The organism is Clostridium sp. (assembly GCF_050717535.1).
Classification (GTDB): Bacteria; Bacillota; Clostridia; order Clostridiales; family Clostridiaceae; genus Clostridium_AD.
Genome location: NZ_JBOITM010000003.1, coordinates 1 through 23,775, shown reverse-complemented (window position 1 = coordinate 23,775; position 23,775 = coordinate 1). Strand labels below are relative to the sequence as shown.

The following is a 23,775-nucleotide window of genomic DNA, read 5'->3' as shown; positions in this document are numbered from 1 at the left end:
TATACTTTGCGGTAATTTTCATTATGAGAATGATGGGGAAAAAACAAATAGGTGAACTGGAGCCTTTTGAACTAGTAATTGCATTGATGATTTCTGAACTTGCAACTTTTCCAATGCAAGATATAAGAATACCAATTATACATGCCATTGTTCCAATAGTTACTTTACTATTTCTACAAGTGTCTACTTCTCTTCTTGAACTCAAAAGCGAAAAGGCTAGGAGAATATTAACAGGCGCTCCAAGTATATTAATAAAAAATGGGAAAATCGATATTGCAGAACTAAGATATCAAAGATTTAATATTAATGATTTATTAGAAGAACTTAGATTAAAGGGATATTTTAATTTGTCAGATATTCAATATGCTATTTTAGAAACTAGTGGAGAACTTTCTATTTTACCAAAAACTGAAAAATCCAATACAACTAAGGAAGATTTATTAGTAAAAATAACTCAAGAGGCTTTACCTATACCACTAATTATGGATGGTAATATAAACTATAAAAATTTAAAACTTTTATCTAAAGACGAAACTTGGTTAAGTAGTATCCTGAAAAAAAATAAGATTTCCTCTGCAAAAGATGTTTTCATAGGAATGCTAGATTCTAAAAATAAGTTTTTTTATCAACTTAAGGAAGGGAAAGATAAAACCAAATGAAAAATGTTTACATAGCCTTTAGCCTATTCATTGCAATGATTATAGGAATATTTTTTTCTATAAATCTTATAAACCGAAGTTGCGATCATTTGCAAAGTTTGAATTGTACCCTAGAAAGTTATATACTTAAAGAGAATTATAAAGCTGCATATACCTTATCTCTAGATTATATAACTCAGTGGAAAAGTGACTCTAAATTTTTAACCATTTATATACATCATGAAGACTTAGACCATGTAGACAATGAGCTATTAAAATTAACTCAATATATAAAAATTAAAGATAAATCCGAATCTTTAGCCACTGTGCATGTTATGAAATATCTTGTAGATCATATAAAATGTCATGAAAAGGTTTCTATAAGCAATATCTTTTAATTCTTTATGTTTATAGAATCATTTATCATAAAAGGGTAGAAAATACTCAATTTATAGCTTATAATTAGATTATACAATAAAAAGTCCCACAGGGACAATATATGTCCCTGTTACAAAATTTGAAAGGTGGAATTAATATGGCTTTAGTTACTACTACAAAAATGTTTAAAAAAGCTTTAGAAGGAAAATACGCAATTGGTGCTTTCAACATCAATAATATGGAGATAATTCAAGGAGTTGTAGATGCATGCGCAACTCACAAATCAGCTGTTATACTTCAAGTATCCGGCGGAGCAATGAAATATGCTAGACCTACATATCTTAGAAAAATGGTTGAGGCAGCTGTAGAAGACACAGGTCTTGATATAGCACTTCACTTAGATCACGGTTCAGATTTAGCACAATGTAAACTTGCAATAGCTTCTGGATTTACTTCAGTAATGTATGATGGTTCTCATCTTGATTATGAAGAAAACGTAAGAACAACTAAAGAAGTAGTTGATTTTGCTCATTCTAAAGGTGTTGTAGTTGAAGCTGAACTTGGAAAACTTGCTGGAGTCGAAGATGCTGTTAATGTTTCTGCAGCTGACGCAACATATACTGACCCAGAACAAGCAGTAGATTATGTAAAGAGAACTGGTATTGATTCTTTAGCTGTAGCTATAGGAACAAGCCATGGTGCATATAAATTCAAAGGTGAAGCTAAACTCGATTTTGAAAGATTAGCTTTAATTACCAAAAAATTAGAAGAAGCAGGCTTCAATAATTTCCCAATAGTTCTTCACGGAGCATCTGCTGTAGATCAAAGTTTTGTTACTATGATCAATGAATTTGGCGGAGAAATGAAAGGTGCAAAAGGAATTCCACTAGAAATGCTTAGAAAAGCAGCTTCTATGGCTGTTTGTAAAATAAACATGGATACTGATTTAAGACTTGCTATGACAGGTTCAGTAAGAAAAGTATTAAATAAAAATCTTGGCGAAATAGATCCAAGAAAATATCTTGGAGAAGCAAGAACTAACATAACTAAATTAGTTGAAGGTAAAATCACTAATGTTTTAGGTTCTGCTAATTCATCTAAATAATTTAAATTAAATTATTTTAAACAAAAGACTCACAGTATATTATTATACTGTGAGTCTTTTTGTTTTATTTCTCATTATATGGGAAACTAGCAGAGGTTCTTATATTTTTCCACTTTTTTTATTATATAAGAAGCTATAATGTTCTTATATGCCAAAAAAGGTATATATTACGTATAATGCATTTGAATAAGCTTTAGAACTGCTTATTTTATTTTAAATTAAGCTGCGTTAAGAAAAAAATATGTTTGAGCGTAGCGAGTTTATTTTTTTTAGCAGCACAATTCAAAATATAATTAGCAGTTCTTAGCTAAATGAATGCATTAGTAGTATTGTAATACGCGTAATATATACTTTTTTCACCTACTTTTGCACATAATTACTTACATGTTTGATTACCATATTAATTGTTCCATCGCCATTCCTTTGTATTTCAAAGCGGCTATTATCATTATAGGTTTCTTCGTTTACATATAAATCTATATCTTTATCAATTTTAAGTCTAACTCTTTTTAGTTTTTTATCTATCCATTCTTTGTCAAGACTAATATTCTCTGAAATTCCTTGGTCCTTAATGAATTCCACAAATTTATCCTTAGTATCAGGATTTTCAGAAAACATTTCTTCGGATAATTCTTTAATATCGATATTATCTTCTTCTTTAAGCTTTCTTTTTACAGTACTTCTAACAGCCTCTGCTTTATCTGCGTTTTCCGGGAAGGTATTCTGAGTAAATTTTTCAGCAGCCTTCACAAAATTTTTAGTAATGTCTCTTTTATTATCAAACGTTGTACAACCTAAATAATCATTAATAAAATAATTTAGCCCGTATTCTTGGTCATCTTTACTACTTGATTGTTCAGTACTAGAATCTTTATTTTTTGTTATTTTATCAATAACCATTAAATCAAACCCATTCTCTTTTCTAATAGGTTTTAAAAAAGCACATTTTTGTATTTTTTGCGAACTACCTGGAAGACCTGTGAATTGTGGTACTATATCAATACCTAGTTTATTATCTACAAAATCAATAGTGTGTACATAATTCTTTATATAATCCATTTTAAATATACCCAGCATTGGTCCAAACTCCGTAGTAAAAGAAATTATTATCAAATCGCAGGAAGGAATATTTCCTTTAGTTCTCATCAAAATAAACATCTGTGTTGCTAATTCTTTAGATACAACTAAGAGATTGTTCTCACCATTTAAATATTCTTGTGATAAATCTTTTACTATGTTTTTCTCTTCATTAAATACTCCATATTTTAAATCTTCATCTTTCAAACATTTTTGAATATGTTTAAGTAAAAAATTATATTTTTCTTCGTCTAAATCTAAAGCATATTCATTCAAGATAGGTTCATCCGCATTATTATCTAAAACATGAATTATAGCCTCATTTATGCTAACTTCTTTTATATACTCCAAAAAAACACCACCTTGTTATTTATCTAACACACATTAAAATAATTAAATCATCATCTGTGATGCTGCAATATTAATTTTAATATGCCTAATTATTATACTATCTAACCATGATTATAACAAATTCCTAATTTACAATATTCTTAGTTAAAGAAGAATATTATTGCCATTATTTAATCACCTATATTGAAATCTACAATTTTAATGAAATATTAATGATACTTTATTTAGATATATGATATAATCACAATTAATAGTTATTATGTGTCCCAGAGGACTACAGGAGGAAAATATGAAAGAAATAGAAACTAAAATTATAGATATTGATGTAGACGAAATTCGCAGTAAACTATCCGACTTAAATGCCCCAAAGGTAAAACAAGAAAATCAAATAAATAATATTTATGATTTCTCGGATAAAAAACTAATAAGCAGCAAAGGCTATGCAAGAATTCGAACTATCCATGATGAATTAACAAATTCTACGATTCACTATATGACCACAAAAAAACTTATAAGCCAAGAAAAATTCAAAATCATGGATGAGCATGAAACAGAAATTAAAGATGAAGCTGCAGCTATTGGTATATTTGAATCCTTAGGTCTTATACTTATACAATCCATTAAAAAATATAGAGAAAGTTATAAATATAAAAATACTCTTATAGAAATAGACATAAATGAGAAGCAGTTCTGTCCTTTCCCCTATATAGAAATTGAAAGTCCTGATGAAGAGCAGCTAGAAGAAGTTTTAACTCTCCTAGGTTACCGCTTAGAAGATACTACCTCTAAGACTCTTTATGAAATACTAGAACTAAAAGGATTAGGTAAGAATTTATAATGTTTGGATATGTAACTCCATGTAAAATGGAAATGAAGATAAAAGATTACGAGAAATTCAAAGCTTATTATTGTGGTCTATGCAATTCCATTAAAAATAACTATGGCAACCTACCAAGACTTACTCTAAATTTTGATATGACTTTTCTAGCGATACTTTTAGATTCACTTAGGGATAATAAAAGTAATTTTACTGAATTTAGATGTTTAATTCATCCACTAAAAAAAAGAGTTATGGTTGTTAATAATAATGCTTTAGATTATGCGGCTTTTTCTAATACCACATTAGCCTATTATAAACTAATGGATGATGCCTGCGATGATAAAACAATGAAAAGCAAAGTTTTTTCATTGTTTTTAAGGAACTATTTGTCAAAATCTAAAGTAGAATATACTGATGTAATGAAATATACTAAAAAAAAGCTTTTATTACTAAATACTCTAGAAGCAAATCACGGGGGTATTTCATTAGATGAACAGCTATCCATAGATGAATTGTCTCACGTTTTTGCTGACCTTACGGGTTTTATAGTATCCTTTTATTATAAGGATGCACCCTTTAAAGATGATTTGTATTGGCTTGGATATAATTTAGGTAAATGGATATATATTATAGATGCTTATGATGATTTAGAAAAAGATATGAAAAGTAATTCTTTTAATGCTATAAATTCCTTATTTAATGTGGATAAATTGGATTTTAAAAGCTTTTCTAAATGTATAAAACCAAGAATTGATTATATATTAACTACTTGTGCCCAGCAATGTTTGAAAAATTTAAGTTCATTACCCTTAATAAAAAATGAAGATATATTATATAATATACTTGAACTGGGACTAATGGAAAAAATGGATAAGGTTTTTAACAGAAAATTCAATATTGATTATTTAAAAGGAGAGGAATATAAAAATGACTAATCCCTATGAAGTACTTGGTGTGCGCGAAGGTGCCTCTAAAGAAGATATAAAAAAAGCCTATAGAGAACAAGCAAAAAAATATCACCCTGATCAGTATGGTGATAATCCACTAAAAGACTTAGCCGAAGAAAAAATGCAGGAACTAAATGAAGCCTATGATTCACTTATGAAGAACAATAGTTCCTCTAACAACTATCAGTCTTCAAATACTTATAATGCTTCTAACAATTATAATTCTTCTTCAAATGATGACTATGTCAATAGAGACATATATCAATCTATAAGGATGGATTTAAATAATGGAAACCTTTCTTCAGCTGAGCAGAAATTAGGTTCAATGAATACAAAAACTGCTGAATGGAATTATTTAATGGGAATGGTTCACCTTAAAAAAAGCTGGCATGATAGTGCTTACAATTTCATTAGCAAAGCCTGCTCCATGGAGCCTAATAACGTTGAATATAGACAAAGCTTTAATAACCTAAATACTAGAAACACAAACTATAGAGGCAACTATTATGGCAGACGAAACAGGGATTCTGATATGGGTAATATGTGTGTAAACTTGTGGTGTGCAGATAGTCTTTGTGAATGTTTAGGTGGAGATCTTATTTCTTGTTGCTAAGCACATTAAATTAGGAGATGGTTCTTATGAAGTCTAATAATATTGCTAAAGGTGGCATATTCGCAGCCCTTAGTTTGATATTACTATATCTTTCTTCTGTATTTCCAACAAATAGATTATTTATATTAGTCATAGCTTCTTGCATCATCCCACTTTCCATTCTACTTACTGGAATAAAAAATACTGTCATAGTATATGGTGCTGTTTCAATGCTTAGTTTGTTTATTATACCTTCAAAGCTTATAGCTATTTCCTATATACTAATTTTTGGATCCTATGGCTTTGTAAAATATTTCATAGAAAAATTAAGAAATATTCCTATAGAATTTGTACTTAAGCTATTATACTTTAATATGAGTTCAGCTATAATTATATTTATATATAAATTGCTATTATTAAAAATCCCTAATGTAAATATATACTTGCTTATATTTTTTATGGAATTTAGCTTCCTAGTATACGATTATACCCTTACGATTTTTATCGTCTATGCAAATAATAATCTTCTTAAAAAGTTTGATAAAAAAAGACTGGGTTAAAATAGCCCAATATAATAACTTCTTGTTTGTTTTACTGTGAATAAAGCATTTCCTTGACACAAAATTTTATTTAAATTATAATAAGTAATAATAAAGACTAAATAAACCAAAAAATAATAAATTGCTTTGATTAGGAGTAGTAGTATTTATAGCATTTAAAAGAGAGCTGCTGTTAGGGTCATGAAAATAACTATTTGAGTGACCCTTAGGTGTAAAGCAGTAATGATATAATAATGAACTTACCTAAGAGCTTATTTGTAAGTAAAGACTTACTTGTAAGTATGAGCTTACTTGTAAAACAAGTACGGTTAAAACCGTTATATTCGTAAGTGAGGTGTAATGCCTAATTAGAGTGGTACCGCGGAATTTTACTTTCGTCTCTTTGTTGAGATGAGGGTTTTTTTTATTTTCTGCTTTATAATATGAGGAGGAATTTAAATGGCAAAATACAGTACAATCATCGATGAAAAGTGGCAAAAAAAATGGGAAGAAACTAATTTATATAAATTTGATGAGAGTAAAATCGATAAGAAACTATATGTACTTGAAATGTTCTCTTATCCATCTGGAAGCCAATTACATGCTGGGCACTGGTTTAACTATGGTCCTGTAGATACTTGGGCTAGAATGAAGAAAATGCAGGGATACAATGTATTCCAGCCAATGGGCTTCGATGCTTTTGGTCTACCTGCGGAAAATTATGCAATAAAAACAGGTGTACATCCAAAGGATTCTACAAATCAAAATATTAGTAATATGGAAAAACAATTAAAAGCTATGGGAGCTATGTTTAATTGGGATCATGAAGTAGTAACTTGTCGTCCAGACTATTATAAATGGACTCAATGGTTATTCTTAAAACTTTTTGAAAAAGGTCTTGCTTACAGAAAAAAAGCACCTGTAAATTGGTGTCCTAGTTGCAATACAGTACTTGCAAATGAACAAGTACTCGCAGATGGTTCTTGCGAGCGGTGTGGCACTGAAGTCACTAAAAAGAATTTAACTCAATGGTTTTTAAAAATTACTGATTATGCTGAGGAACTACTTGAAAAACTTGATACCTTGGATTGGCCTGAAAAAACTAAAGCAATGCAAAAACATTGGATAGGTAAATCTACTGGTGCTGACGTCATTTTTAAGGTAGTAGATTCAGATGTAGACTTTAGTGTATTCACTACAAGAGTTGATACTCTATATGGTGTTACGTATGTAGTTATAGCCCCTGAAAATGATCTTGTAGATATCTACACTAAGAAGGAATACAAAGAGGCTGTTGAAACTTATAAATATGAAGCTAGAAAACAAACCGATATAGAAAGGCAATCTATATCAAGAGATAAAACTGGTGTATTTACTGGTTCCTATGCTATTAATCCTATCAATGGGCGCAAAGTTCCAATTTGGATTGCGGACTATGTTCTAAACACTTATGGAACAGGTGCAGTAATGGCTGTTCCTGCACATGATGATAGAGATTTTGCCTTTGCTACTAAATACAATTTGCCTATTGAAAGGGTAATTATTGGCTATAAGAGTGTAATTGAACATCCAGAAAACCTTCCATATACTGAGCATGGTAAAATGGTAAATAGTGGTGAGTTTGATGGTTTATCTACGGAAGACGGAAAAGAAGCAATTGTTAAAAAATTAGAAAGCATGAACTTAGGTTCAGGCAAAGTAAACTTTAGACTTCGTGATTGGTTAGTTTCAAGGCAAAGGTATTGGGGCGCTCCTATTCCAATAATTCATTGTGATAAATGTGGAACTGTCCCTGTTCCTGAGGATCAGCTACCTGTAGAGCTTCCTTATAACGTAGAATTTACTCCAGATGGAGAATCTCCATTAGCTAAATGCAAAGAATTTATGAATGTACCTTGCCCGGTTTGTGGAGCTCCAGCTCATCGTGAGGCTGATACTCTAGATACCTTCGTTTGTTCTTCTTTCTACGAATTTAGATATGTAGATAACAAAAATAGTGAAAAGATCTTTGATACAGATTTAGTAAATAAAATGCTTCCTGTAGACAAATATGTAGGTGGACCTGAACATGCATGTGGTCATCTGCTTTATTCAAGATTTATATCCAAAGCTCTTCGTGATATGGGATATTTAAACTTTGATGAGCCCTTCTTATCTCTTACGCACCAAGGTTTAATTTTAGGAGAAGATGGCCTTAAAATGAGTAAATCAAAGGGAAATACCATTTCTCCAGATAAGTATATAAAAGAGTATGGTGCAGATGTATTTAGAATGTACCTAATGTTTGGTTTTGGTTATACTGATGGTGGTGCTTGGAGTGATGATGGTATAAAAGCCATTGGAAGATTCGTGGATAGAATTGAAAGAGCCATCGACACCGGTATTGAAGAAATGCTAAAACAAAGCAATACTGATTCTCCTTCCACTGATGCTGAAAAAGAATTAAACTACTGGAGAAATTTTGCAATAAAAGGTGTTACTGAAGATACAGAAAAACTTCAATTTAATACTGCTATTGCAAGACTTATGGAATTTACAAATGCTCTATCAAAATATGTTAATGAAGAAACAGTAAATAGTAATTTCTTAAAAGAAGTTCTAGTAGATTATCTTTTACTTATAGCTCCCTTTGCTCCTCACTTTGCAGAAGAAAAGTGGGAAACCTTAGGTATGGATTACTCTATATTTAATCAAAGTTGGCCTATATATGATGCTAAAGCTCTAATAAAAGATGAAATAGAGATAGCTATTCAAGTAAACGGTAAAATTAAATCTAGAATAACTATAGCTTCAGATTTAGATGAAGAAGGTATAAAAGCAGCAGCTCTTAAGGATGAAGCATTAATCACTTCCCTGGAAGGCAAGACTGTCAGAAAGGTTATTGTAATTAAGGGCAGACTAGTTAATATAGTTGCTTCTTAACCTTTTGTTAGGTCCATAAAAATAATTATTGTGCAGCTTAGAAAATGAGAGTAGAAAGTCTTAGCTAAAGACAATCTACTCTCATTCTTTAATTTTTGAGTGTTTTTATATTATGAAACCCCATACACATCTAGGGTTTTTTGAGTTGCTTTAAGGAGACTACTAAGCTCAAAAACTTCTCCCTCTTCCAATAACTTATTTAATTGTTCTCTATACCTAGTTGCATCCATTAATTTTCCAAGAGAAGAAATCATAAGAATATTATTCATAATATCTGATACCAAATTAGATTTAACCTCAAAGAGTTTTTGTGCATCTTTAATCTCATCTTTAATTTCTAGCATCTGCTGATCTAACTTAAAAGCAGCATCTGCGGCATTTTTAAGTTTTTCTCTTATATACTCTGGTATATCATGTTTATATTTATAATTTAAAGAATGCTCTACAGTAGCCCAAAAATTCATTGCCATGGTTCTAATTTGAAATTCTGCTAGTATTTCCGTTTGACCATCCACTAAATTCACAGGATACTTTATAATCATGTGATAACTTCTATATCCACTCTCTTTTACATTTGCCACATAATCTTTTTCATAAACTATCTTCATATCACTTCTTGCACGAATTAAATTTACCACCTTATCAATGTCATCAACAAATTGACACATTATTCTTATCCCTGTAATATCCTCCATTTCGAATTCGATTCTATCCAAAGGAATAGAGAACTTGTTAGCTTTCTCAAGAATACTAGATATTTCTTTAACCCTCCCTGTAACAAACTCTACAGGTGAATAATCATTTTTACCTCTATATTCCCGCCTAATACTTTTAAATTTAACTTTTAGCTCTTCTACTGCTTGTTCATAAGGGATTAAGAATTTTTTCCACTCTCTTATTGCCATATAATCAGTCCTTTACATAGTATTTCATGCTTTCCATTAACATATCAAATTTTAGAGTTATGGTTTATAATAAAAATATTTTATTAAATTTCAATTATAATTAATTTTCTGTTATAATTAATTTACTACTAAATTAACATAAAAGCAATTATTTTAGAAAAATGTACCAATTAATATAGCCTAGTGCTACCACATTAAATTTTATTTTGGGGTGATTAAATGGAAAAGAATAAAGATAACACAGGAAAGTCTCTTTTATATAGTAAAAAAGTTACATGTCCTGTATGTAACAATGTTTTTAAAGCTAGTACAGTAAAATCATCGGCTTATCGGATGATAAAAAAAGATAGTGACTTTTTCATTAGATATTCACTAATTAATCCCTATTTCTATGATGTTTGGGTTTGCAATTCTTGCGGATATTCAGCTATGAAATCAGATTTCCCTACTTTAAGAAGTATGGAAATAGAACAAATACAAAAGTCTATATCTCCAAAATGGAAGGGAAGAGTCTATCCAGAAGTTTATAGTGTATCTGTTGCTATTGAAAGGTACAAGCTATCCCTCTTAAATTACATAACAATTAATTCAAAATCAAGTAAGAAGGCAATAAACTGCCTTAAACTAGCCTGGATGTACAGGCTTTTAGACACTGATGAGTCCCAGGAAATGGAGCCTATATTTTTAAAGCAGGCCTTAGAAGGGCTAAGTGACGCATATTACTCAGAAGACTTCCCCATATATGGCATGGATAAATACAGTGTTATGTATCTTATTGGAGAATTAAATAGACGTTTAGGTAATACTGAAAATTCACTAATCTGGTTTAGTAATGTTATAACAACACCTAATGTAAAACAGAGTTTAAAAGAACTTGCACGAGATATGAAAGACTTAATTAAAGAAGAATCCGTATTAGTAACTACTTCTGCTAATCTTAGCGATGCTTCTACAGAGAACTTTGAGACAATAAAACCAACTAAGAAATCACGATTCTTTTCTAAAATATTCAAATAAAAAAAAGTATATATTACTACAACTTCTGTTCGCTGCGCTAAGTAATTCTAAACTGATTTTAATGAAAGATGCTAAAAATTGCAAACTCGCTATCCCCTTAGTATTCCTCATGGGCACACAACAATTCTCAATTGTTATGTGCTCAAACATGCACTTTTCTGAGCGCATCTCCCATTAAAATCATTTAAGAATTACTAGAGCTCGCTCAAATGAAGTTTACGTAATATATACTTTCTTTACCGTGTAAAGAACGAATTCTCCCTACAGTCGAGTATAAATGTTATCCACATAAATAAATTTAATAGTCACACTTATCCACAGTTAATTAACCTTTTGTGCTATTCTAATATTTTTAGTGGATCAAAATCCAAATAATCACAAGAAGTTACTATATACTCTACACCCTCTATATTTCCTTCATATAATCTATTTAAAGATGGACCATGCAAATGTCCATATATGACCTTTGATACATTATATTCTTTTATTATGCTTATAAGTTTAGTCTCCTCGAACTTATCATTAGTGGGTGGATAATGAAGCATTACAATAAACTTGTTATATCCCTTCTTCACTGCCTCATCTAATGAAATTCTTAGCCTTATTAACTCTCTATTATATATTTTTTCATCATGCTCTGTAAATCTTGCAGATCCTGGGCAATTCCAACCCCTAGTTCCGCATATAGCAAAATCTTTATAATTAAAAAAGTTATTTTGAATAAAATCCATGTCTTCATAAAGAGAATTCAGCTTGGTAATACTGCCCCACCAATAGTCGTGATTTCCTTTAATAAGTATCTTTTTACCGGGCAGATTATGAACCCATTCCAAATCCGACCCTCCCTCGGAAATATTCATAGACCATGAAATATCCCCTGCAATTAATACTGTATCATTAGTAGAAACCTTTTTCAGCCAATTTTCTTTTATTTTCTCATGATGGTTCTCCCATTTTTCTCCAAATATATCCATGGGTTTATCTGAATTTATGGCTAAATGAAGATCAGATATTGCCCACAATGCCATAATGTACCTCCTTATCAATTAGTATGTTTTTATTAATTATAATTTTCAATTGTCTTTCAGTCTTTTTTCATCAAGGCATCTATATCCATTACATAGGCAATGACCTTTGCTATTGCATCATATAATTCGAAAGGGATTTCTGATCCTATATCAATATTCAATAGTATATTAGCCAATTCCTCATTTTTCACTATGGCCACCTTACTCTCCTCAGCCTTCTTCATAATTTTGTCTGCAATGTAGCCCATTCCTGCTGCAGTTACAATAGGCACGTCATATCCTTGTTCATATTTTATAGCAACAGCCTTCTTTACCTTTTTCATGGTTTTTATGGCTGAACACTCGTGATTTTAACCATGAGAGGAGTGCCATAAGCACTCAAATCCAACCTACCTCCTTCTTATATTTTAAAATAGTAGTTTTTAAATAAGTTAGTCACAACTTCTTGCCAGAAATTATACCTCCATACTATTATACCTTTATATTGATTGTATTAAAACTTCTATCATCAAAAAATTCTCCGCAATTTGATAATGTAAACTCTTTAGCCTTTTTATTAACATCAATACTAACTCTATAATTCAGATTAGATAGTTCCATAATTAATTTCTGTTTGCCAAGTTCTAAAACTTTAACCCAAGACTTATCACAATTAATATCAATATTCATATTATTACTATTAATTTTAATATATGTATCTACAGTCCCCATATTAATAGTTTTGACACTAGTAGCAATTTTCACATTCTTACTATCAATTTTTTTATTCTTTTTTCTATCATCTTTAATAATAAGCTTCAATTGATATTCATCTTCTTTAACATTTATAGGCAAATCTAAATAATAATATTGCTCTGAAATAGAATTAAACATTTTAAAATCATTAAGTTTTTCGTGGAATAAATCCATAACCTTGTCATAAGTCTCTGGCTTTAGATTAAGCTTATTTTCGATAACATCTTTAATTATACCTTTAATCTCATCTGTTTTTAATTTAATTTGCTCTTTAATGAGAATATCTGTAGTTATCTTTTCTATATCCTCTTCCACATTATTTATAATTCCCTTATTTACCTCTGAAATATTCAATTCCTTTTTTATCATATTTATAATTTCATTAAGTGAATTATTTTTTCCATACGCATTAGCCTTAGTATTACTAGGTCTTTTACTATTTACTTCAACTTGATTAACCTTATCATTTTTTAGCATGTTTAAAGGCAATTCTTCGCTTTGCACCGTATGCTCTAAGTTAACATTGCTAGCCTCGGCCTGTTTTGTATTTAACTTGATTTCCAAATTTTCTATTAATTTAATATAGCTATCTGGATTTAAGGATATTCCATCCATCTTAAAAATTTTATCCACCAAAACCTTTATTGCACTACTATGCTCACTGTTATTTTCTGCATTTAAATTTTTATCTGTTGCTAAATTTTTATCTAATTGTATATTTTTATCTGGCTCCAAATCTTTATCCAATTTCAAATTTTTATTTGTCTCTAAATCCACATCTAATTCCAAATTTTTATTGGGTTGTAAATTTTCATCCATGTTTAAACTTTTACCTAAATCTAAACTTTTATCTAAGCCTAAATTTTTATCTAAGCTTAAACTTTTATCTAAACCTAAACTTTTATCTAAACCTAAACTTTTATCTAAACCTAAACTTTTATCTAAACCTAAACTTTTATCTAAACCTAAACCTTTATCTAAACCTAAACTTTTAATCGTGGAGTTTAAGACCCTATAGTTTATGTCTAAATCCTTTAACTCATTATTTATTAAATTAGCCACTCCTTTTATATTGCTATTTTTAAGTTCCACATTATTTAACCCTTCATTATTTTGATCTATTGCGGTAAAACTATTTTCGTCCATGACTATTGAATTTTTCTGCAAATTTTTAGTTGTATCACTATTTAAAAGATAGTTACTAATATCTTTTAAATTATTATATACAGCTGAGCTACCTTTAAACAACTTTATAAAGCTTTCTAAATTTCCTTTAGTAAGCTCTATATTATTTTCTTTAAATAATAATATCTCATCAACATTTAGATTTTTTAAGGCTTGAAAAAAATTTTTTAAAGTTTTTGTCATTTCATTAGCTTTTTCACTTTGAGGATCAATACCTCTACTATTAAGATATTTAGCAATAAATATTTCTTCTTTATTAGAATTCAAAGATATTTTCTCTCTAAAATCAACTAAATTTTTTATGGAAGCTATATTATCTTTAGTTAGTGGCATATCATGTTTTATCATTTTTTCAAATATTAAGGCATCTGCTTTCTCACTACTTAAGGTCTTACCCTTAATGAAGTCTCCTATTACATCATTGGTGGCAGTTTTACCTTCTTTATCTTCATATACTAATTTTATTTTAAGCTTATCATCTTCAAACCCTTCTACTTCAAATTTTAACACACTACCACTGGTACCCTGTTCCAGTGGCTTATCAATCTTTGCAGAAAACTGCCATCCATCCGCTAACTTTAAATTAACCTCTCCCGTTTGGGAATCCATACTTACTATTCTTGCATTGAACTTTTCTCCAGGTTCAAAGGATATTTTACTAAAAGATTTTTTAGCTTGTGGATTCTGTAATATTGCAACATTATTGATTGTTGACATAAGCCACCTCCCATAGGTTTGCCATAATAACCTCCATAAAAGTTATCAATACTTAATTATCGTATAAAACTTTCTTTTTTAAAGGGCAGGGTTAATAATTTTAAGTGTTTTTTAAAAAAATAACAAAGCTAAAATATTAACTTTAGCTTTGCTATTTTAAAACATTGCTATTCTATTATTAAAGAATAATATTTTTTCTTTCCTTTTTTAATAAGTACATTACCATTTTTAAAATCTGAATCTATTAGTGTTTCATTTTTATCTTCAATCTTTTTATCTCCAATAGTTAAGCCGCCCTGCTCAATTAATCTTCTAGCTTCCGCTTTTGATGCAGTTATATCAGTGTAGACTAATATATCCATTAATCCTGCATTCTTCATGTTTACTGGTATAGATACTGTAGGCACGTTACTCATATTAGTTCCACCACCAAATAATGCCTCTGCAGCGCTCTGAGCCTTTATAGCTTCTTCTTCTCCATGAATAAGTTTTGTAACCTCAAAAGCTAAAACCTTTTTAGCCTGGTTAATTTTTTCATCCTTTAGTGCACCTAGACGCCTAACTTCATCCATTGGCAGAAAAGTGAGTAATGCTAAACATTTTTCTACATCAGAGTCTTCAACATTTCTCCAGTACTGGTAGAAATCATAAGGCGATGTTTTATTAGCATCAAGCCATAATGCACCATTTTCTGTTTTACCCATCTTCTTGCCTTCACTATTGGTAAGTAGCGCACAAGTCATTCCATAAGCAGCTTTTCCTTCTTTTTTTCTAATTAATTCCATGCCAGCAATTATGTTAGACCATTGATCGTCTCCACCTAACTGCATAGTGCATCCATGTTTTTTATTTAAAACTAAAAAATCATATCCTTGCATAAGCATGTAGTTAAACTCAAAGAAGGATAAGCCTTTTTCTAATCTTTGTTTAAAACACTCAGCAGTTAACATTTTATTTACTGAAAAATGTACTCCTATATCTCTTATAAAATCTACATAATTTAAATTTAAAAGCCAATCTGCATTGTTTTCCAGTATTGCTTTACCATCACTAAAATCTATAAGTTTTGAAAGCTGAGTTTTTATGCAAGATATATTGTAATCAATTTCTTCCTTTGATAACATCTTTCTCATATCTGTTTTACCAGATGGATCGCCTATCATTGCAGTTCCACCACCAACTAAGGCTATAGGTCTATGACCAGCTCTTTGCATATGAGCCATAAACATCATAGCAATAAAATGGCCAATGTGTAGACTATCAGCTGTTGGGTCAAACCCAATATAAAAAGTAACCTTTTCAGTTTCAAATATTTTCTTCATTTCCTCCTCGTGAGTAACTTGTTTAATGTATCCTCGCTCTACCAGTGTATCATATACATTCGTCATAAATTATTCCTCCTAATATTGATTTTCTATTATTTTTGGGAAATAAAAAAACGCCCCTATGAAAGGGACGAAATAATTCCGTGGTACCACCCAAATTGATTTAACAATCCGCTCATTCCTTATAACGTAAGGTCAACCCGTCTCAGCCTAATCTAAAAATAATTTTATTTCAGCTTGAAGCTCCAGAATGTATTTCACTATGTTCATTAACTAGTTCACACCTACCACTAGCTCTCTTAATAATTCCTATAGTTACTTCTTTCTATCGTAGCTTTTTAAATATAATTTTTCATTATTCTAATTGTAATGGTATATCTAAAGTATATCAAGTGAACTAATACTTCATTTACTGCGTTTATGTAGTATTTATTAGCTGTTTATGCTAATTTGCAACTAATTGCTCAAATTGCAATTAATCTAGTTCTACGGACTCTTCATTATACTTAAGGCACATTCAAATAATATTGAATAATCCTTCTAGCTTATTCTCATGTGCCTAGTATTCAAATCTATTTCACATCTTTATGCGATATAGTCTTTTAAAAATGCTGGCGGGTTAGTGTATTCGCAACTAACATTCACATAGAATTCCACATTGTATTTTTCAGCTAAGGATTGCATTTTAGAAAACAATTGTGCCGTATGCTCAAGTTTATCATCCACAATATTAAATACACCATCAACAAAAATGGTATCAATATCGTAATCTCTTGAAAGCATACCGCACAAAAAACCATAAAAATCATTATGACTTTTTAAGTTAAACTCATTTGTAGCTACAAATCTCATTTTTCTATTCAATTGCAGTGCAGCTTTAGTGTCATCATCAATATAAACTATGTTTCCTTTGACTTCATCAACCTTTTCATTAGCTAATTTAATCAGTGCCTTAGTTTTACCTGAACCTTTTCTACCGCAAAATACATGAATCATGTTAACCCCTCCTATTTATCTAAACTTAACAGATAATTATTAAACAGGTCTTCACAGTGCGCAATATAGTTATATACATTATATAATATTCAGAATATTTTTGCAATATTATAGTTACTAAATAAAATTTTTAATTCCTGGAAAAATAACTTTAAAACTATTGTCCTCCTTTGAATCCACATATATTACTTTTCCGTATTTTATAAAAGCCTTTTTCATTCGTGCAAAACCTTTTCCCGATTTTACAAATCTTTTTTTATCATCTAAGGCAATTAACTTATCATATATCCACATATTTCTTTTCGAGTAATTATGGGCATTAATTTTAGTTGAAAATAATAGATTTCCTGGACTAATCACACTCACACTATTGTAGTTTATAGCTATTTCAATTTCCTTATAAAAAATAGTATAATCTCTATAAAGTATTGCATTTTTTACTGCTTCATGTACGGCTACTATTGGATAATTAATCGGAAATATACTTTTAAACAATTCTTCTACTCTATCTAAAATATCTAATAGGCTTCCTTGTACAATAATAACCTCATCAATTTTATTATTAACTTTATTTACTATTTTAATCATATTATGAGGTATATAAATACTATTAATTTGAGAAAATACTAATAACCCACCTAGTGTCACAACTCTCTTATTATAATCCCTCTCAACAAAGGTTATTCCCGTATTATCCATGAATGATAATCTATTGGTGTCGTCAACTACAATTCCCTTATTTAAAAAGTATTTATTAACAATACTAAGATCCAAACTATTAATATCACTATTTATAAGAGGCATGGTCTCAATATTAAGGCTGAGATTCTCTTGTAAACAAGAAATCAATTCATCTTTTCGCATAGTATCTGTTGTAGAACCTCGCCTAATATAAAAAGCACCATTTTCCCTTAATTGATAAGGCTTCTGGCCACCATCGTATATAGTTATAATTGCCAATCTTTTGCTTTGGTATATTACAAAATCTAAGGATATTGGAATAGGTGGCTCACATCTTGAACTTATAATTTGTTGAAACTGCTCTTCCATAAATTCATCTGCATTAATGCCAACAACTCTTTTAGTTTTATCTTCCACCCCAATAACAATGTATCCTCTTCCCCCTCGAGAATTAGCTATAGCACATACATCTTTAGCTAATTCTTTTTTACCACTTTCAAATAATATATCAATTTTTAACTTAAAATCTAATTTTGTACCTTCTTCCCTCTTAAGTAATATGCTAATTTTTTTCGCATCCATAGATTCCACCCCAACCGCACTATAATAATATACTATGTTTAAAGTTATACAATGTTTCAGAATTAATTATATTTTATAAATTTAACATTCCTTATAGCTCAAAGTATTATAACTCAATTATCTTATAATTAGTATACAACTAAATCTCATGATTTCCTAGCTTGTTTTATAGTTAATGCAAACCATTGCTTAAAGGATTTTTAATTAAAGTTTTTAACATCACCTGTATTCATTATATGTACCTCAGCCTCCACCTCTATATCCGTCTTACTAATTATATTTTCAATTTTTATCTTTGGATATTTACGATTAAACTCTTCGCATATATCAAAAATGTCTACTTCCATACCCTTATATTTTTGAAATACATCATTACAAGCTTTTAAAATATTTTTTTCTGATGTTTGTTGGATTTTACTAATATTTTCATCCGTAAGTGAAATACACTTTTGAGCATCTCCAAAATCTACCTTGACCACAATTTTCTTTTTTAAGTGAACAATATTGTCATAATAGCTTACTTTTGTAGTAGTTTTACTTTTTTTAATTTCTAAGGTTACAAATTTATTAATATCGCAGGGATTAGTTATTTCTAAAGTACCACCTAAAATAGTATTCATTAAAAAGTTAAACCCTTGACCTTCATCTCTTGATAATACACTTACCATTTTATCATCTTTAATCACTGCTCCACCATTAACCTCTAATTTAGGCTCTAAGGAATCCTTTGTGATATCTATTATTGTTATTACGTTTGTTTTATCCCCAACATTCCTTTGATTATAAAACTCGTTTAAGTCTAGTTCTACAGCTCTTGACGATGCTCCTATATTTTCTATAAGTTGCACTAGAAATAATCCAATATATTTTTCTTGAGCAATATTTAACTTTATAAGTTTCTCTGGATCCCCCTTATATACTGCAATATAAGGCCTTATAAGAAGTTCCTGATCACGATCCAAAAAATCTATAAAATTATCAAGGCCTAGTTCTGCAGCCTTTTGAGTAAATATTATGGCTTTATTTTGTGTATAATTCAGTTTATAACTAGAAGTAGCATTCATATTTCTGACGGCTTCAAACATTGTTTTTCCAGTTCCTTTAAATAAAATTCTTTCATCCATCCCTTGAGGTGCTACTCCTCTTAGCCCCTTAAGGGCTTCACCATATATTATAGGATTACCCGTATTATCTACATCTACTATTACTGCTGTAATAAACAAGACTTTATTAATATCCCTATAACTAAAACACGATGACATACTAAAGCAGTTCATTATTATTAAGCCTATAATCAATATCTTTCTATACTTTTTCATTAGAATCACCCTTATCAAATATACTATTAGATATCTCGCTAAGATTTTTTCTATATAGTATATCCTTAAATTTAAAAGTTTCTAGTGTCCCTAAAGGGAATAAATATGGATAGCCACAACTTTCAAGGCCCGCCAGATGTGAGATAAATATAAAGAAACCAATATAAAATCCTGGCAGCCCTAGCACTGAAGAAAACAAGATAATAATTATGTTCCATATACTTAGTGCGCCATAAAGTTTGGGAACTAAAAAAGAAGATATAGAAGAAAGCGCCACTATTACAACTGTACTTTGTGATGCCAGACCCACTCCAACCGCAGCATCTCCTAGAATTAAAGCACCAACAATACTCATTGACTGACCTATGGACTGTGGCAGTCTTATTCCCGCCTCTCTAAGTAATTGGAAGAAAAAATTCATTAGTAATAACTCTACAACCGTAGGTAGAGGAACACCTGCTCTCGATATTGTAAATTTTACAGCAAACACCGTAGGAATAAGTGAAAAGTGAAAGCAAGCAATAGCCAAATACACCCCTGACAACAAGGAAGCTATAAGGAAACTAATCACTCTAATAATTCTTGATAAATTTGCAAAGTACACATTAGAATAATAATCATCTGGTGCTTGAAAATTATCCAGGAAGAAATATGGTGCTGTAATTACAAAAGGTGTGCCATCTACAATTATTGCTATTTTACCTTCTAATAGCTTTGATGATGCTACATCTGGTTTTTCTGTAGTTCCAATCGTATCAAAAGCTGTGTTCTTATTTTTCAATTGTTCCTCAATATAATTTGTGTCTAATACAAACTCTAATTTTATATTGGACACCTTTTTTCTTATATAATCCACCAGTTTCTTCGGAGCTACCCCTTCTATATAGGATATGACAACTACTGTGTTAGATTTATTCCCCAAGATAATAGTCTCGAATTTCAAGTCTGGGTTTTTTATTTTTCTTCTTATCAGTGATACATTGTCTACAAATGCCTCTGTAAATCCTTCTCTTGGTCCTTTAATAACATTTTCTGTAACAGGAATCCCAACACCACGCCTCACATATCCCTTTGCCTCACAATAAATTGCACAGTTTGCAAAAGGAAATATAAGCACTACGTCCCCAGACAAAATATGATATATAGCCTCATCATTACTATTTATATCGCCCATGCTATTAGCTGGTAATATTTCTTTTTTTATATAATTCAAATCCATAGTTACTATGTTATTTTGAATTAAAGGGTTAAATATATATTCACTAATAAATTTAGAATCACACATATCGTCAATAAATACACCAAATATTATTCCTAATTGGCACTCTATCTCCTTATACTTTACATCGTAACTATTTTTCAATTTGTCTTTAATATAATTTATATTTATTTTCTCCATTTTAATCACCCAATTTATTATTTGTAATATTAAAGATTAATATTCTGAAATTGGTAAATACTACTAACATATTGAAAATTTTGTTTTCAATCACAACACTATGATCGAAAATCACGTTAAAATGAGAACCCGAATATTAACAGGAGGCAAAATGGATAAGCTAAATACAAAACACTTAATGTTCATAATTTGGGGCACTTGCATTATAGCAATGAAAACTTACCCCAATGTATTCATTATACAAGGAGGTAGAGATTCTTGGATTTCAGTTATTATTGCCTCTATTCTTTTATTTCTATTTTTTGCTTATATACTTTTCGTTTGTAAAAGAACCAATTGCTATAATATGGATGAAATATATCATAAAGCTTTAGGTAAATCCATAGGAAATATATTTTTAATTCTATTTATTATAACCTTAATTGTCAGCCTTATAGAAAGTTCTTCAGTAGAAGCAAATGCCCTGCATCTAAATATGCTATCAGATACTCCACCTTGGTTTTTTCTTTTGTTTATATTGATACCCGGCATTTATATTACAAAAAAAGGCACTAGGGCAATAATAATAGTTACTATTATAGGAATAAGCCTTATTATGGTGGCAGGTATAAACCTATCAGTTCTTACTGCTAAGTATAAAAACCTTAATTATCTACTTCCTATAATGGCTGATGGAGTCACCCCCTCCTTTATCTTATCTATAATAAAAGCACTTGGTTGCTATGGTGGCATAGGTATTTGTATTCCATTCTTATCTAGAGTAGCTAATAAGTCAAAAATCACAAAACATTGCTTTATTGCATTATTAATTGTTATACAAATGGAGATAGTTGCAACCATTGGTATTTTAACTACCTTTGGCATAGTTAGAGCAGTAAGTATTAACTATCCTAAACTCATACAAACTCAATTAGTTAGTTATTTCAGTTTTTTAGAGGGTGGAGAATTTTTTGTAATGCTTCAAATGGTAGGCGGGTGGTTTATAAAATATATATTAACGCTATATGCTATAGTAATTTTATTTAAAAAGCTATCTATCTTTAATAAATACTGGATATATATTATAACTTTATTTGTATTCATAGTTTCTTATTTCATTTCCGCTAAAGTATTACTTTTATATAAATTTTTAAATCTTTACACCTATTTCAACCTACTAAATTTCATACTAATTCCAACAATAGTTTTTAGTATATTTCATTTTAAAATCAAAAAAATAAATACACGTAATCACAGGACTAAACTATAAAAAGGAGCTATCTCGATATAAAATTCATTTTCTATATCGAGATAGCTCCTTATAAATTCATTATGATCTACTGATTTTTGTTTTTAAAGCTGTTATTAGTGGAAATGCTAAAATAATACCACCCACTACTTGAAGAATGTTAGTAGGTATGTCCTTTAAAGAAATAATTAATGCTTTATTAAGTGCGAAATCTTTAGAAATAAATGTTAGTATAACAGCTCCACCTATATAATATGCAACAATCATCCAAATTCCTGCCATAGCAAAGGCAAAGATATTATTGGAAAAATTATTTCCCTCATAATTTTTCCTATAAGCAATACTGCCAGCAATATACCCCATCACACCTTTAATAACAAAAGTAAATGGTGCCCACATGGTATATCCAGTCATTAAATCAAATAAACACATACCAACAGCAGATGAAATGGCTGATTTTTTTCTTCCAAATAATATAGCCGATAAAAAAATCATGCTGTCTCCCAAATGAAGTACTCCCATAAAAGTGGGTATATGTATAACTGAAGTAGCTATAAATGTAATAGCCGCCATTAAACTAATTTGTACTATATCTATTGTTTTAATTGATGATACTCTATTTTCCATACTTTTCCCCCTATAATTTAATCAGAATATATCCTACAACGTTGTTATGATATCATTATATACAAGAATAATTACTTTTTCAAATGTATGCATACACTTTTTATAATATTTTACCATATATATTTTGCATATACCTAGCTAAAATAATACATACTATATTTAGTATTCATATATATAAGGTACTTTTCTGGATTTATTTTTAATATGATTTTAGTTACTAATCTAGCTTTATCCACTAAAGTAGCTAATATGCTATAACTGATTTTAAATTTCTGTTAAACTTATATTTTGATATATGGAGGTAGGCATATGCCTTTTTTACGTTGGTTAGGTGGCTTTGTAGTATTATTTGGATTGATGGTCATTCTTTTGATCATAGGTGGAAATTTAATTAATATTCTACTAATAGTTGCTGCAATTGTGTTTGTAATCGATGCGCTATCTAGCAGGAGAAAAAGCATGTAAAAAATCAAATAAAAGAAAGAGACTATCTCAAAATAGAAAGTTATTTCTATTGAGATAGTCCCTTTTTTTCTAAATCGAGTAGGAGCTAAATAATTAATTTATTTAGCGACCTCTCACACCACCATGCATACCGTTCGGTACACGGCGGTTCAATAGAAATTAATGTTTTAATAAATATGTCTCAGATATAGAAACTA

Annotated in this window: 22 protein-coding genes and 2 other annotated features; of the genes, 11 read left to right on the top strand and 11 right to left on the bottom strand. The window is 29.9% G+C overall.

Going from position 1 to position 23,775, the window contains the following annotated elements; genetic code table 11:
- The first annotated feature begins 29 nt into the window (after window positions 1-29).
- The 3 genes from ACREVU_RS00740 (at window position 30) to ACREVU_RS00730 (ending at window position 2,121) form a co-directional block, all read left to right on the top strand.
- Window positions 30-659 carry a DUF421 domain-containing protein gene (locus tag ACREVU_RS00740; RefSeq protein ID WP_431549725.1) on the top strand — a complete coding sequence of 210 codons (630 nt, stop codon included), beginning with the start codon at window positions 30-32 and terminating at the stop codon, window positions 657-659.
- Complete coding sequence (locus tag ACREVU_RS00735; protein WP_431549724.1) at window positions 656-1,036, top strand: DUF4363 family protein; 381 nt, start codon at window positions 656-658, stop codon at window positions 1,034-1,036. Before ACREVU_RS00740 ends, ACREVU_RS00735 begins: the two co-directional genes overlap by 4 nt.
- Before the next feature lie 137 nt (window positions 1,037-1,173).
- Complete coding sequence (locus ACREVU_RS00730; protein WP_431549723.1) at window positions 1,174-2,121, top strand: ketose-bisphosphate aldolase; 948 nt, start codon at window positions 1,174-1,176, stop codon at window positions 2,119-2,121.
- 360 nt (window positions 2,122-2,481) lie between these two features.
- On the opposite strand, the gene ACREVU_RS00725 is transcribed toward ACREVU_RS00730, so the two are convergent.
- Window positions 2,482-3,549, bottom strand: coding sequence for a nucleoid-associated protein (locus ACREVU_RS00725; RefSeq protein ID WP_431549722.1), 1,068 nt, complete (start codon window positions 3,547-3,549; stop codon window positions 2,482-2,484).
- 289 nt (window positions 3,550-3,838) lie between these two features.
- Here ACREVU_RS00725 and ACREVU_RS00720 point away from each other — a divergent pair, with 289 nt between their 5' ends.
- From ACREVU_RS00720 to leuS, 5 genes are all read left to right on the top strand, one after another.
- The gene (locus ACREVU_RS00720; RefSeq protein WP_431549721.1) at window positions 3,839-4,387 is read left to right on the top strand and encodes a class IV adenylate cyclase; all 549 of its coding nucleotides are present in this window, start codon (window positions 3,839-3,841) and stop codon (window positions 4,385-4,387) included.
- Window positions 4,387-5,304 carry a DUF5685 family protein gene (locus ACREVU_RS00715; protein ID WP_431549720.1) on the top strand — a complete coding sequence of 306 codons (918 nt, stop codon included), beginning with the start codon at window positions 4,387-4,389 and terminating at the stop codon, window positions 5,302-5,304. Before ACREVU_RS00720 ends, ACREVU_RS00715 begins: the two co-directional genes overlap by 1 nt.
- The gene (locus tag ACREVU_RS00710; protein ID WP_431549719.1) at window positions 5,297-5,929 is read left to right on the top strand and encodes a J domain-containing protein; all 633 of its coding nucleotides are present in this window, start codon (window positions 5,297-5,299) and stop codon (window positions 5,927-5,929) included. The genes ACREVU_RS00715 and ACREVU_RS00710 overlap by 8 nt, the downstream gene beginning before the upstream one ends.
- A gap of 26 nt (window positions 5,930-5,955) precedes the next feature.
- The gene (locus ACREVU_RS00705) at window positions 5,956-6,468 is read left to right on the top strand and encodes a hypothetical protein (protein WP_431549718.1); all 513 of its coding nucleotides are present in this window, start codon (window positions 5,956-5,958) and stop codon (window positions 6,466-6,468) included.
- A 117-nt stretch (window positions 6,469-6,585) separates the two neighbouring features.
- Window positions 6,586-6,853 (top strand) — a binding site (T-box leader).
- A gap of 53 nt (window positions 6,854-6,906) precedes the next feature.
- Window positions 6,907-9,369, top strand: coding sequence for a leucine--tRNA ligase (leuS, locus tag ACREVU_RS00700; protein ID WP_431549717.1), 2,463 nt, complete (start codon window positions 6,907-6,909; stop codon window positions 9,367-9,369).
- A gap of 110 nt (window positions 9,370-9,479) precedes the next feature.
- On the opposite strand, the gene yjbM is transcribed toward leuS, so the two are convergent.
- Window positions 9,480-10,274, bottom strand: a complete 795-nt coding sequence (gene yjbM, locus ACREVU_RS00695) for a GTP diphosphokinase (protein ID WP_431549716.1) — start codon at window positions 10,272-10,274, stop codon at window positions 9,480-9,482.
- Between the two features lie 219 nt (window positions 10,275-10,493).
- Between yjbM and ACREVU_RS00690 the strand changes: the two genes are divergently transcribed.
- Window positions 10,494-11,291, top strand: coding sequence for a DUF2225 domain-containing protein (locus ACREVU_RS00690; protein WP_431549715.1), 798 nt, complete (start codon window positions 10,494-10,496; stop codon window positions 11,289-11,291).
- Between the two features lie 338 nt (window positions 11,292-11,629).
- Here ACREVU_RS00690 and ACREVU_RS00685 read toward each other — a convergent pair whose 3' ends face one another.
- The 8 genes from ACREVU_RS00685 to ACREVU_RS00650 all read right to left on the bottom strand — a co-directional run bounded on the left by ACREVU_RS00685 (window position 11,630) and on the right by ACREVU_RS00650 (window position 21,258).
- On the bottom strand, window positions 11,630-12,319 hold the full coding sequence (locus ACREVU_RS00685; protein WP_431549714.1) for a metallophosphoesterase: 690 nt from the start codon (window positions 12,317-12,319) through the stop codon (window positions 11,630-11,632).
- 56 nt (window positions 12,320-12,375) lie between these two features.
- Window positions 12,376-12,642, bottom strand: a complete 267-nt coding sequence (locus ACREVU_RS00680) for an EscU/YscU/HrcU family type III secretion system export apparatus switch protein (protein WP_431549713.1) — start codon at window positions 12,640-12,642, stop codon at window positions 12,376-12,378.
- A gap of 148 nt (window positions 12,643-12,790) precedes the next feature.
- Window positions 12,791-14,956: a hypothetical protein gene (locus tag ACREVU_RS00675; protein ID WP_431549712.1), complete on the bottom strand. Its 2,166-nt coding sequence runs from the start codon at window positions 14,954-14,956 to the stop codon at window positions 12,791-12,793.
- A gap of 167 nt (window positions 14,957-15,123) precedes the next feature.
- Window positions 15,124-16,344 (bottom strand): tyrosine--tRNA ligase, encoded by a 1,221-nt coding sequence (gene tyrS, locus ACREVU_RS00670; protein WP_431549711.1) that lies wholly within the window; start codon window positions 16,342-16,344, stop codon window positions 15,124-15,126.
- A 60-nt stretch (window positions 16,345-16,404) separates the two neighbouring features.
- Window positions 16,405-16,622, bottom strand: a binding site (T-box leader).
- Between the two features lie 244 nt (window positions 16,623-16,866).
- On the bottom strand, window positions 16,867-17,277 hold the full coding sequence (locus tag ACREVU_RS00665; protein ID WP_431549710.1) for a hypothetical protein: 411 nt from the start codon (window positions 17,275-17,277) through the stop codon (window positions 16,867-16,869).
- A gap of 117 nt (window positions 17,278-17,394) precedes the next feature.
- Window positions 17,395-18,540 carry an AlbA family DNA-binding domain-containing protein gene (locus ACREVU_RS00660; protein ID WP_431549709.1) on the bottom strand — a complete coding sequence of 382 codons (1,146 nt, stop codon included), beginning with the start codon at window positions 18,538-18,540 and terminating at the stop codon, window positions 17,395-17,397.
- 200 nt (window positions 18,541-18,740) lie between these two features.
- Window positions 18,741-19,859 (bottom strand): Ger(x)C family spore germination protein, encoded by a 1,119-nt coding sequence (locus tag ACREVU_RS00655; RefSeq protein ID WP_431549708.1) that lies wholly within the window; start codon window positions 19,857-19,859, stop codon window positions 18,741-18,743.
- Window positions 19,846-21,258 (bottom strand): spore germination protein, encoded by a 1,413-nt coding sequence (locus ACREVU_RS00650; protein ID WP_431549707.1) that lies wholly within the window; start codon window positions 21,256-21,258, stop codon window positions 19,846-19,848. Before ACREVU_RS00650 ends, ACREVU_RS00655 begins: the two co-directional genes overlap by 14 nt.
- Before the next feature lie 151 nt (window positions 21,259-21,409).
- Between ACREVU_RS00650 and ACREVU_RS00645 the strand changes: the two genes are divergently transcribed.
- Entirely contained in the window at window positions 21,410-22,507 is a 1,098-nt protein-coding gene (locus tag ACREVU_RS00645; protein WP_431549706.1) for a GerAB/ArcD/ProY family transporter, read from the top strand.
- A 60-nt stretch (window positions 22,508-22,567) separates the two neighbouring features.
- On the opposite strand, the gene ACREVU_RS00640 is transcribed toward ACREVU_RS00645, so the two are convergent.
- Window positions 22,568-23,113 (bottom strand): ECF transporter S component, encoded by a 546-nt coding sequence (locus ACREVU_RS00640; RefSeq protein WP_431549705.1) that lies wholly within the window; start codon window positions 23,111-23,113, stop codon window positions 22,568-22,570.
- Window positions 23,114-23,422: 309 nt separating this feature from the next.
- Here ACREVU_RS00640 and ACREVU_RS00635 point away from each other — a divergent pair, with 309 nt between their 5' ends.
- The gene (locus ACREVU_RS00635; RefSeq protein ID WP_431549704.1) at window positions 23,423-23,578 is read left to right on the top strand and encodes a hypothetical protein; all 156 of its coding nucleotides are present in this window, start codon (window positions 23,423-23,425) and stop codon (window positions 23,576-23,578) included.
- Window positions 23,579-23,775: the final 197 nt, after the last annotated feature.

Excerpts from the sequence above, each read along its gene's own strand:
- ACREVU_RS00710 (WP_431549719.1), top strand. The coding sequence starts at position 5,297 with ATGACTAATCCCTATGAAGTACTTGGTGTGCGCGAAGGTGCCTCTAAA.
- ACREVU_RS00720 (WP_431549721.1), top strand. The coding sequence starts at position 3,839 with ATGAAAGAAATAGAAACTAAAATTATAGATATTGATGTAGACGAAATT.
- ACREVU_RS00740 (WP_431549725.1), top strand. The coding sequence starts at position 30 with ATGATGGGGAAAAAACAAATAGGTGAACTGGAGCCTTTTGAACTAGTA.
- ACREVU_RS00675 (WP_431549712.1), bottom strand. The coding sequence starts at position 14,956 with ATGTCAACAATCAATAATGTTGCAATATTACAGAATCCACAAGCTAAA.
- tyrS (WP_431549711.1), bottom strand. The coding sequence starts at position 16,344 with ATGACGAATGTATATGATACACTGGTAGAGCGAGGATACATTAAACAA.
- ACREVU_RS00685 (WP_431549714.1), bottom strand. The coding sequence starts at position 12,319 with ATGGCATTGTGGGCAATATCTGATCTTCATTTAGCCATAAATTCAGAT.
- ACREVU_RS00690 (WP_431549715.1), top strand. The coding sequence starts at position 10,494 with ATGGAAAAGAATAAAGATAACACAGGAAAGTCTCTTTTATATAGTAAA.
- ACREVU_RS00660 (WP_431549709.1), bottom strand. The coding sequence starts at position 18,540 with ATGGATGCGAAAAAAATTAGCATATTACTTAAGAGGGAAGAAGGTACA.
- yjbM (WP_431549716.1), bottom strand. The coding sequence starts at position 10,274 with ATGGCAATAAGAGAGTGGAAAAAATTCTTAATCCCTTATGAACAAGCA.
- ACREVU_RS00655 (WP_431549708.1), bottom strand. The coding sequence starts at position 19,859 with ATGAAAAAGTATAGAAAGATATTGATTATAGGCTTAATAATAATGAAC.
- ACREVU_RS00645 (WP_431549706.1), top strand. The coding sequence starts at position 21,410 with ATGGATAAGCTAAATACAAAACACTTAATGTTCATAATTTGGGGCACT.
- ACREVU_RS00640 (WP_431549705.1), bottom strand. The coding sequence starts at position 23,113 with ATGGAAAATAGAGTATCATCAATTAAAACAATAGATATAGTACAAATT.
- ACREVU_RS00705 (WP_431549718.1), top strand. The coding sequence starts at position 5,956 with ATGAAGTCTAATAATATTGCTAAAGGTGGCATATTCGCAGCCCTTAGT.
- leuS (WP_431549717.1), top strand. The coding sequence starts at position 6,907 with ATGGCAAAATACAGTACAATCATCGATGAAAAGTGGCAAAAAAAATGG.
- ACREVU_RS00735 (WP_431549724.1), top strand. The coding sequence starts at position 656 with ATGAAAAATGTTTACATAGCCTTTAGCCTATTCATTGCAATGATTATA.
- ACREVU_RS00730 (WP_431549723.1), top strand. The coding sequence starts at position 1,174 with ATGGCTTTAGTTACTACTACAAAAATGTTTAAAAAAGCTTTAGAAGGA.
- ACREVU_RS00635 (WP_431549704.1), top strand. The coding sequence starts at position 23,423 with ATGCCTTTTTTACGTTGGTTAGGTGGCTTTGTAGTATTATTTGGATTG.
- ACREVU_RS00715 (WP_431549720.1), top strand. The coding sequence starts at position 4,387 with ATGTTTGGATATGTAACTCCATGTAAAATGGAAATGAAGATAAAAGAT.
- ACREVU_RS00650 (WP_431549707.1), bottom strand. The coding sequence starts at position 21,258 with ATGGAGAAAATAAATATAAATTATATTAAAGACAAATTGAAAAATAGT.
- ACREVU_RS00680 (WP_431549713.1), bottom strand. The coding sequence starts at position 12,642 with ATGAAAAAGGTAAAGAAGGCTGTTGCTATAAAATATGAACAAGGATAT.
- ACREVU_RS00665 (WP_431549710.1), bottom strand. The coding sequence starts at position 17,277 with ATGATTCATGTATTTTGCGGTAGAAAAGGTTCAGGTAAAACTAAGGCA.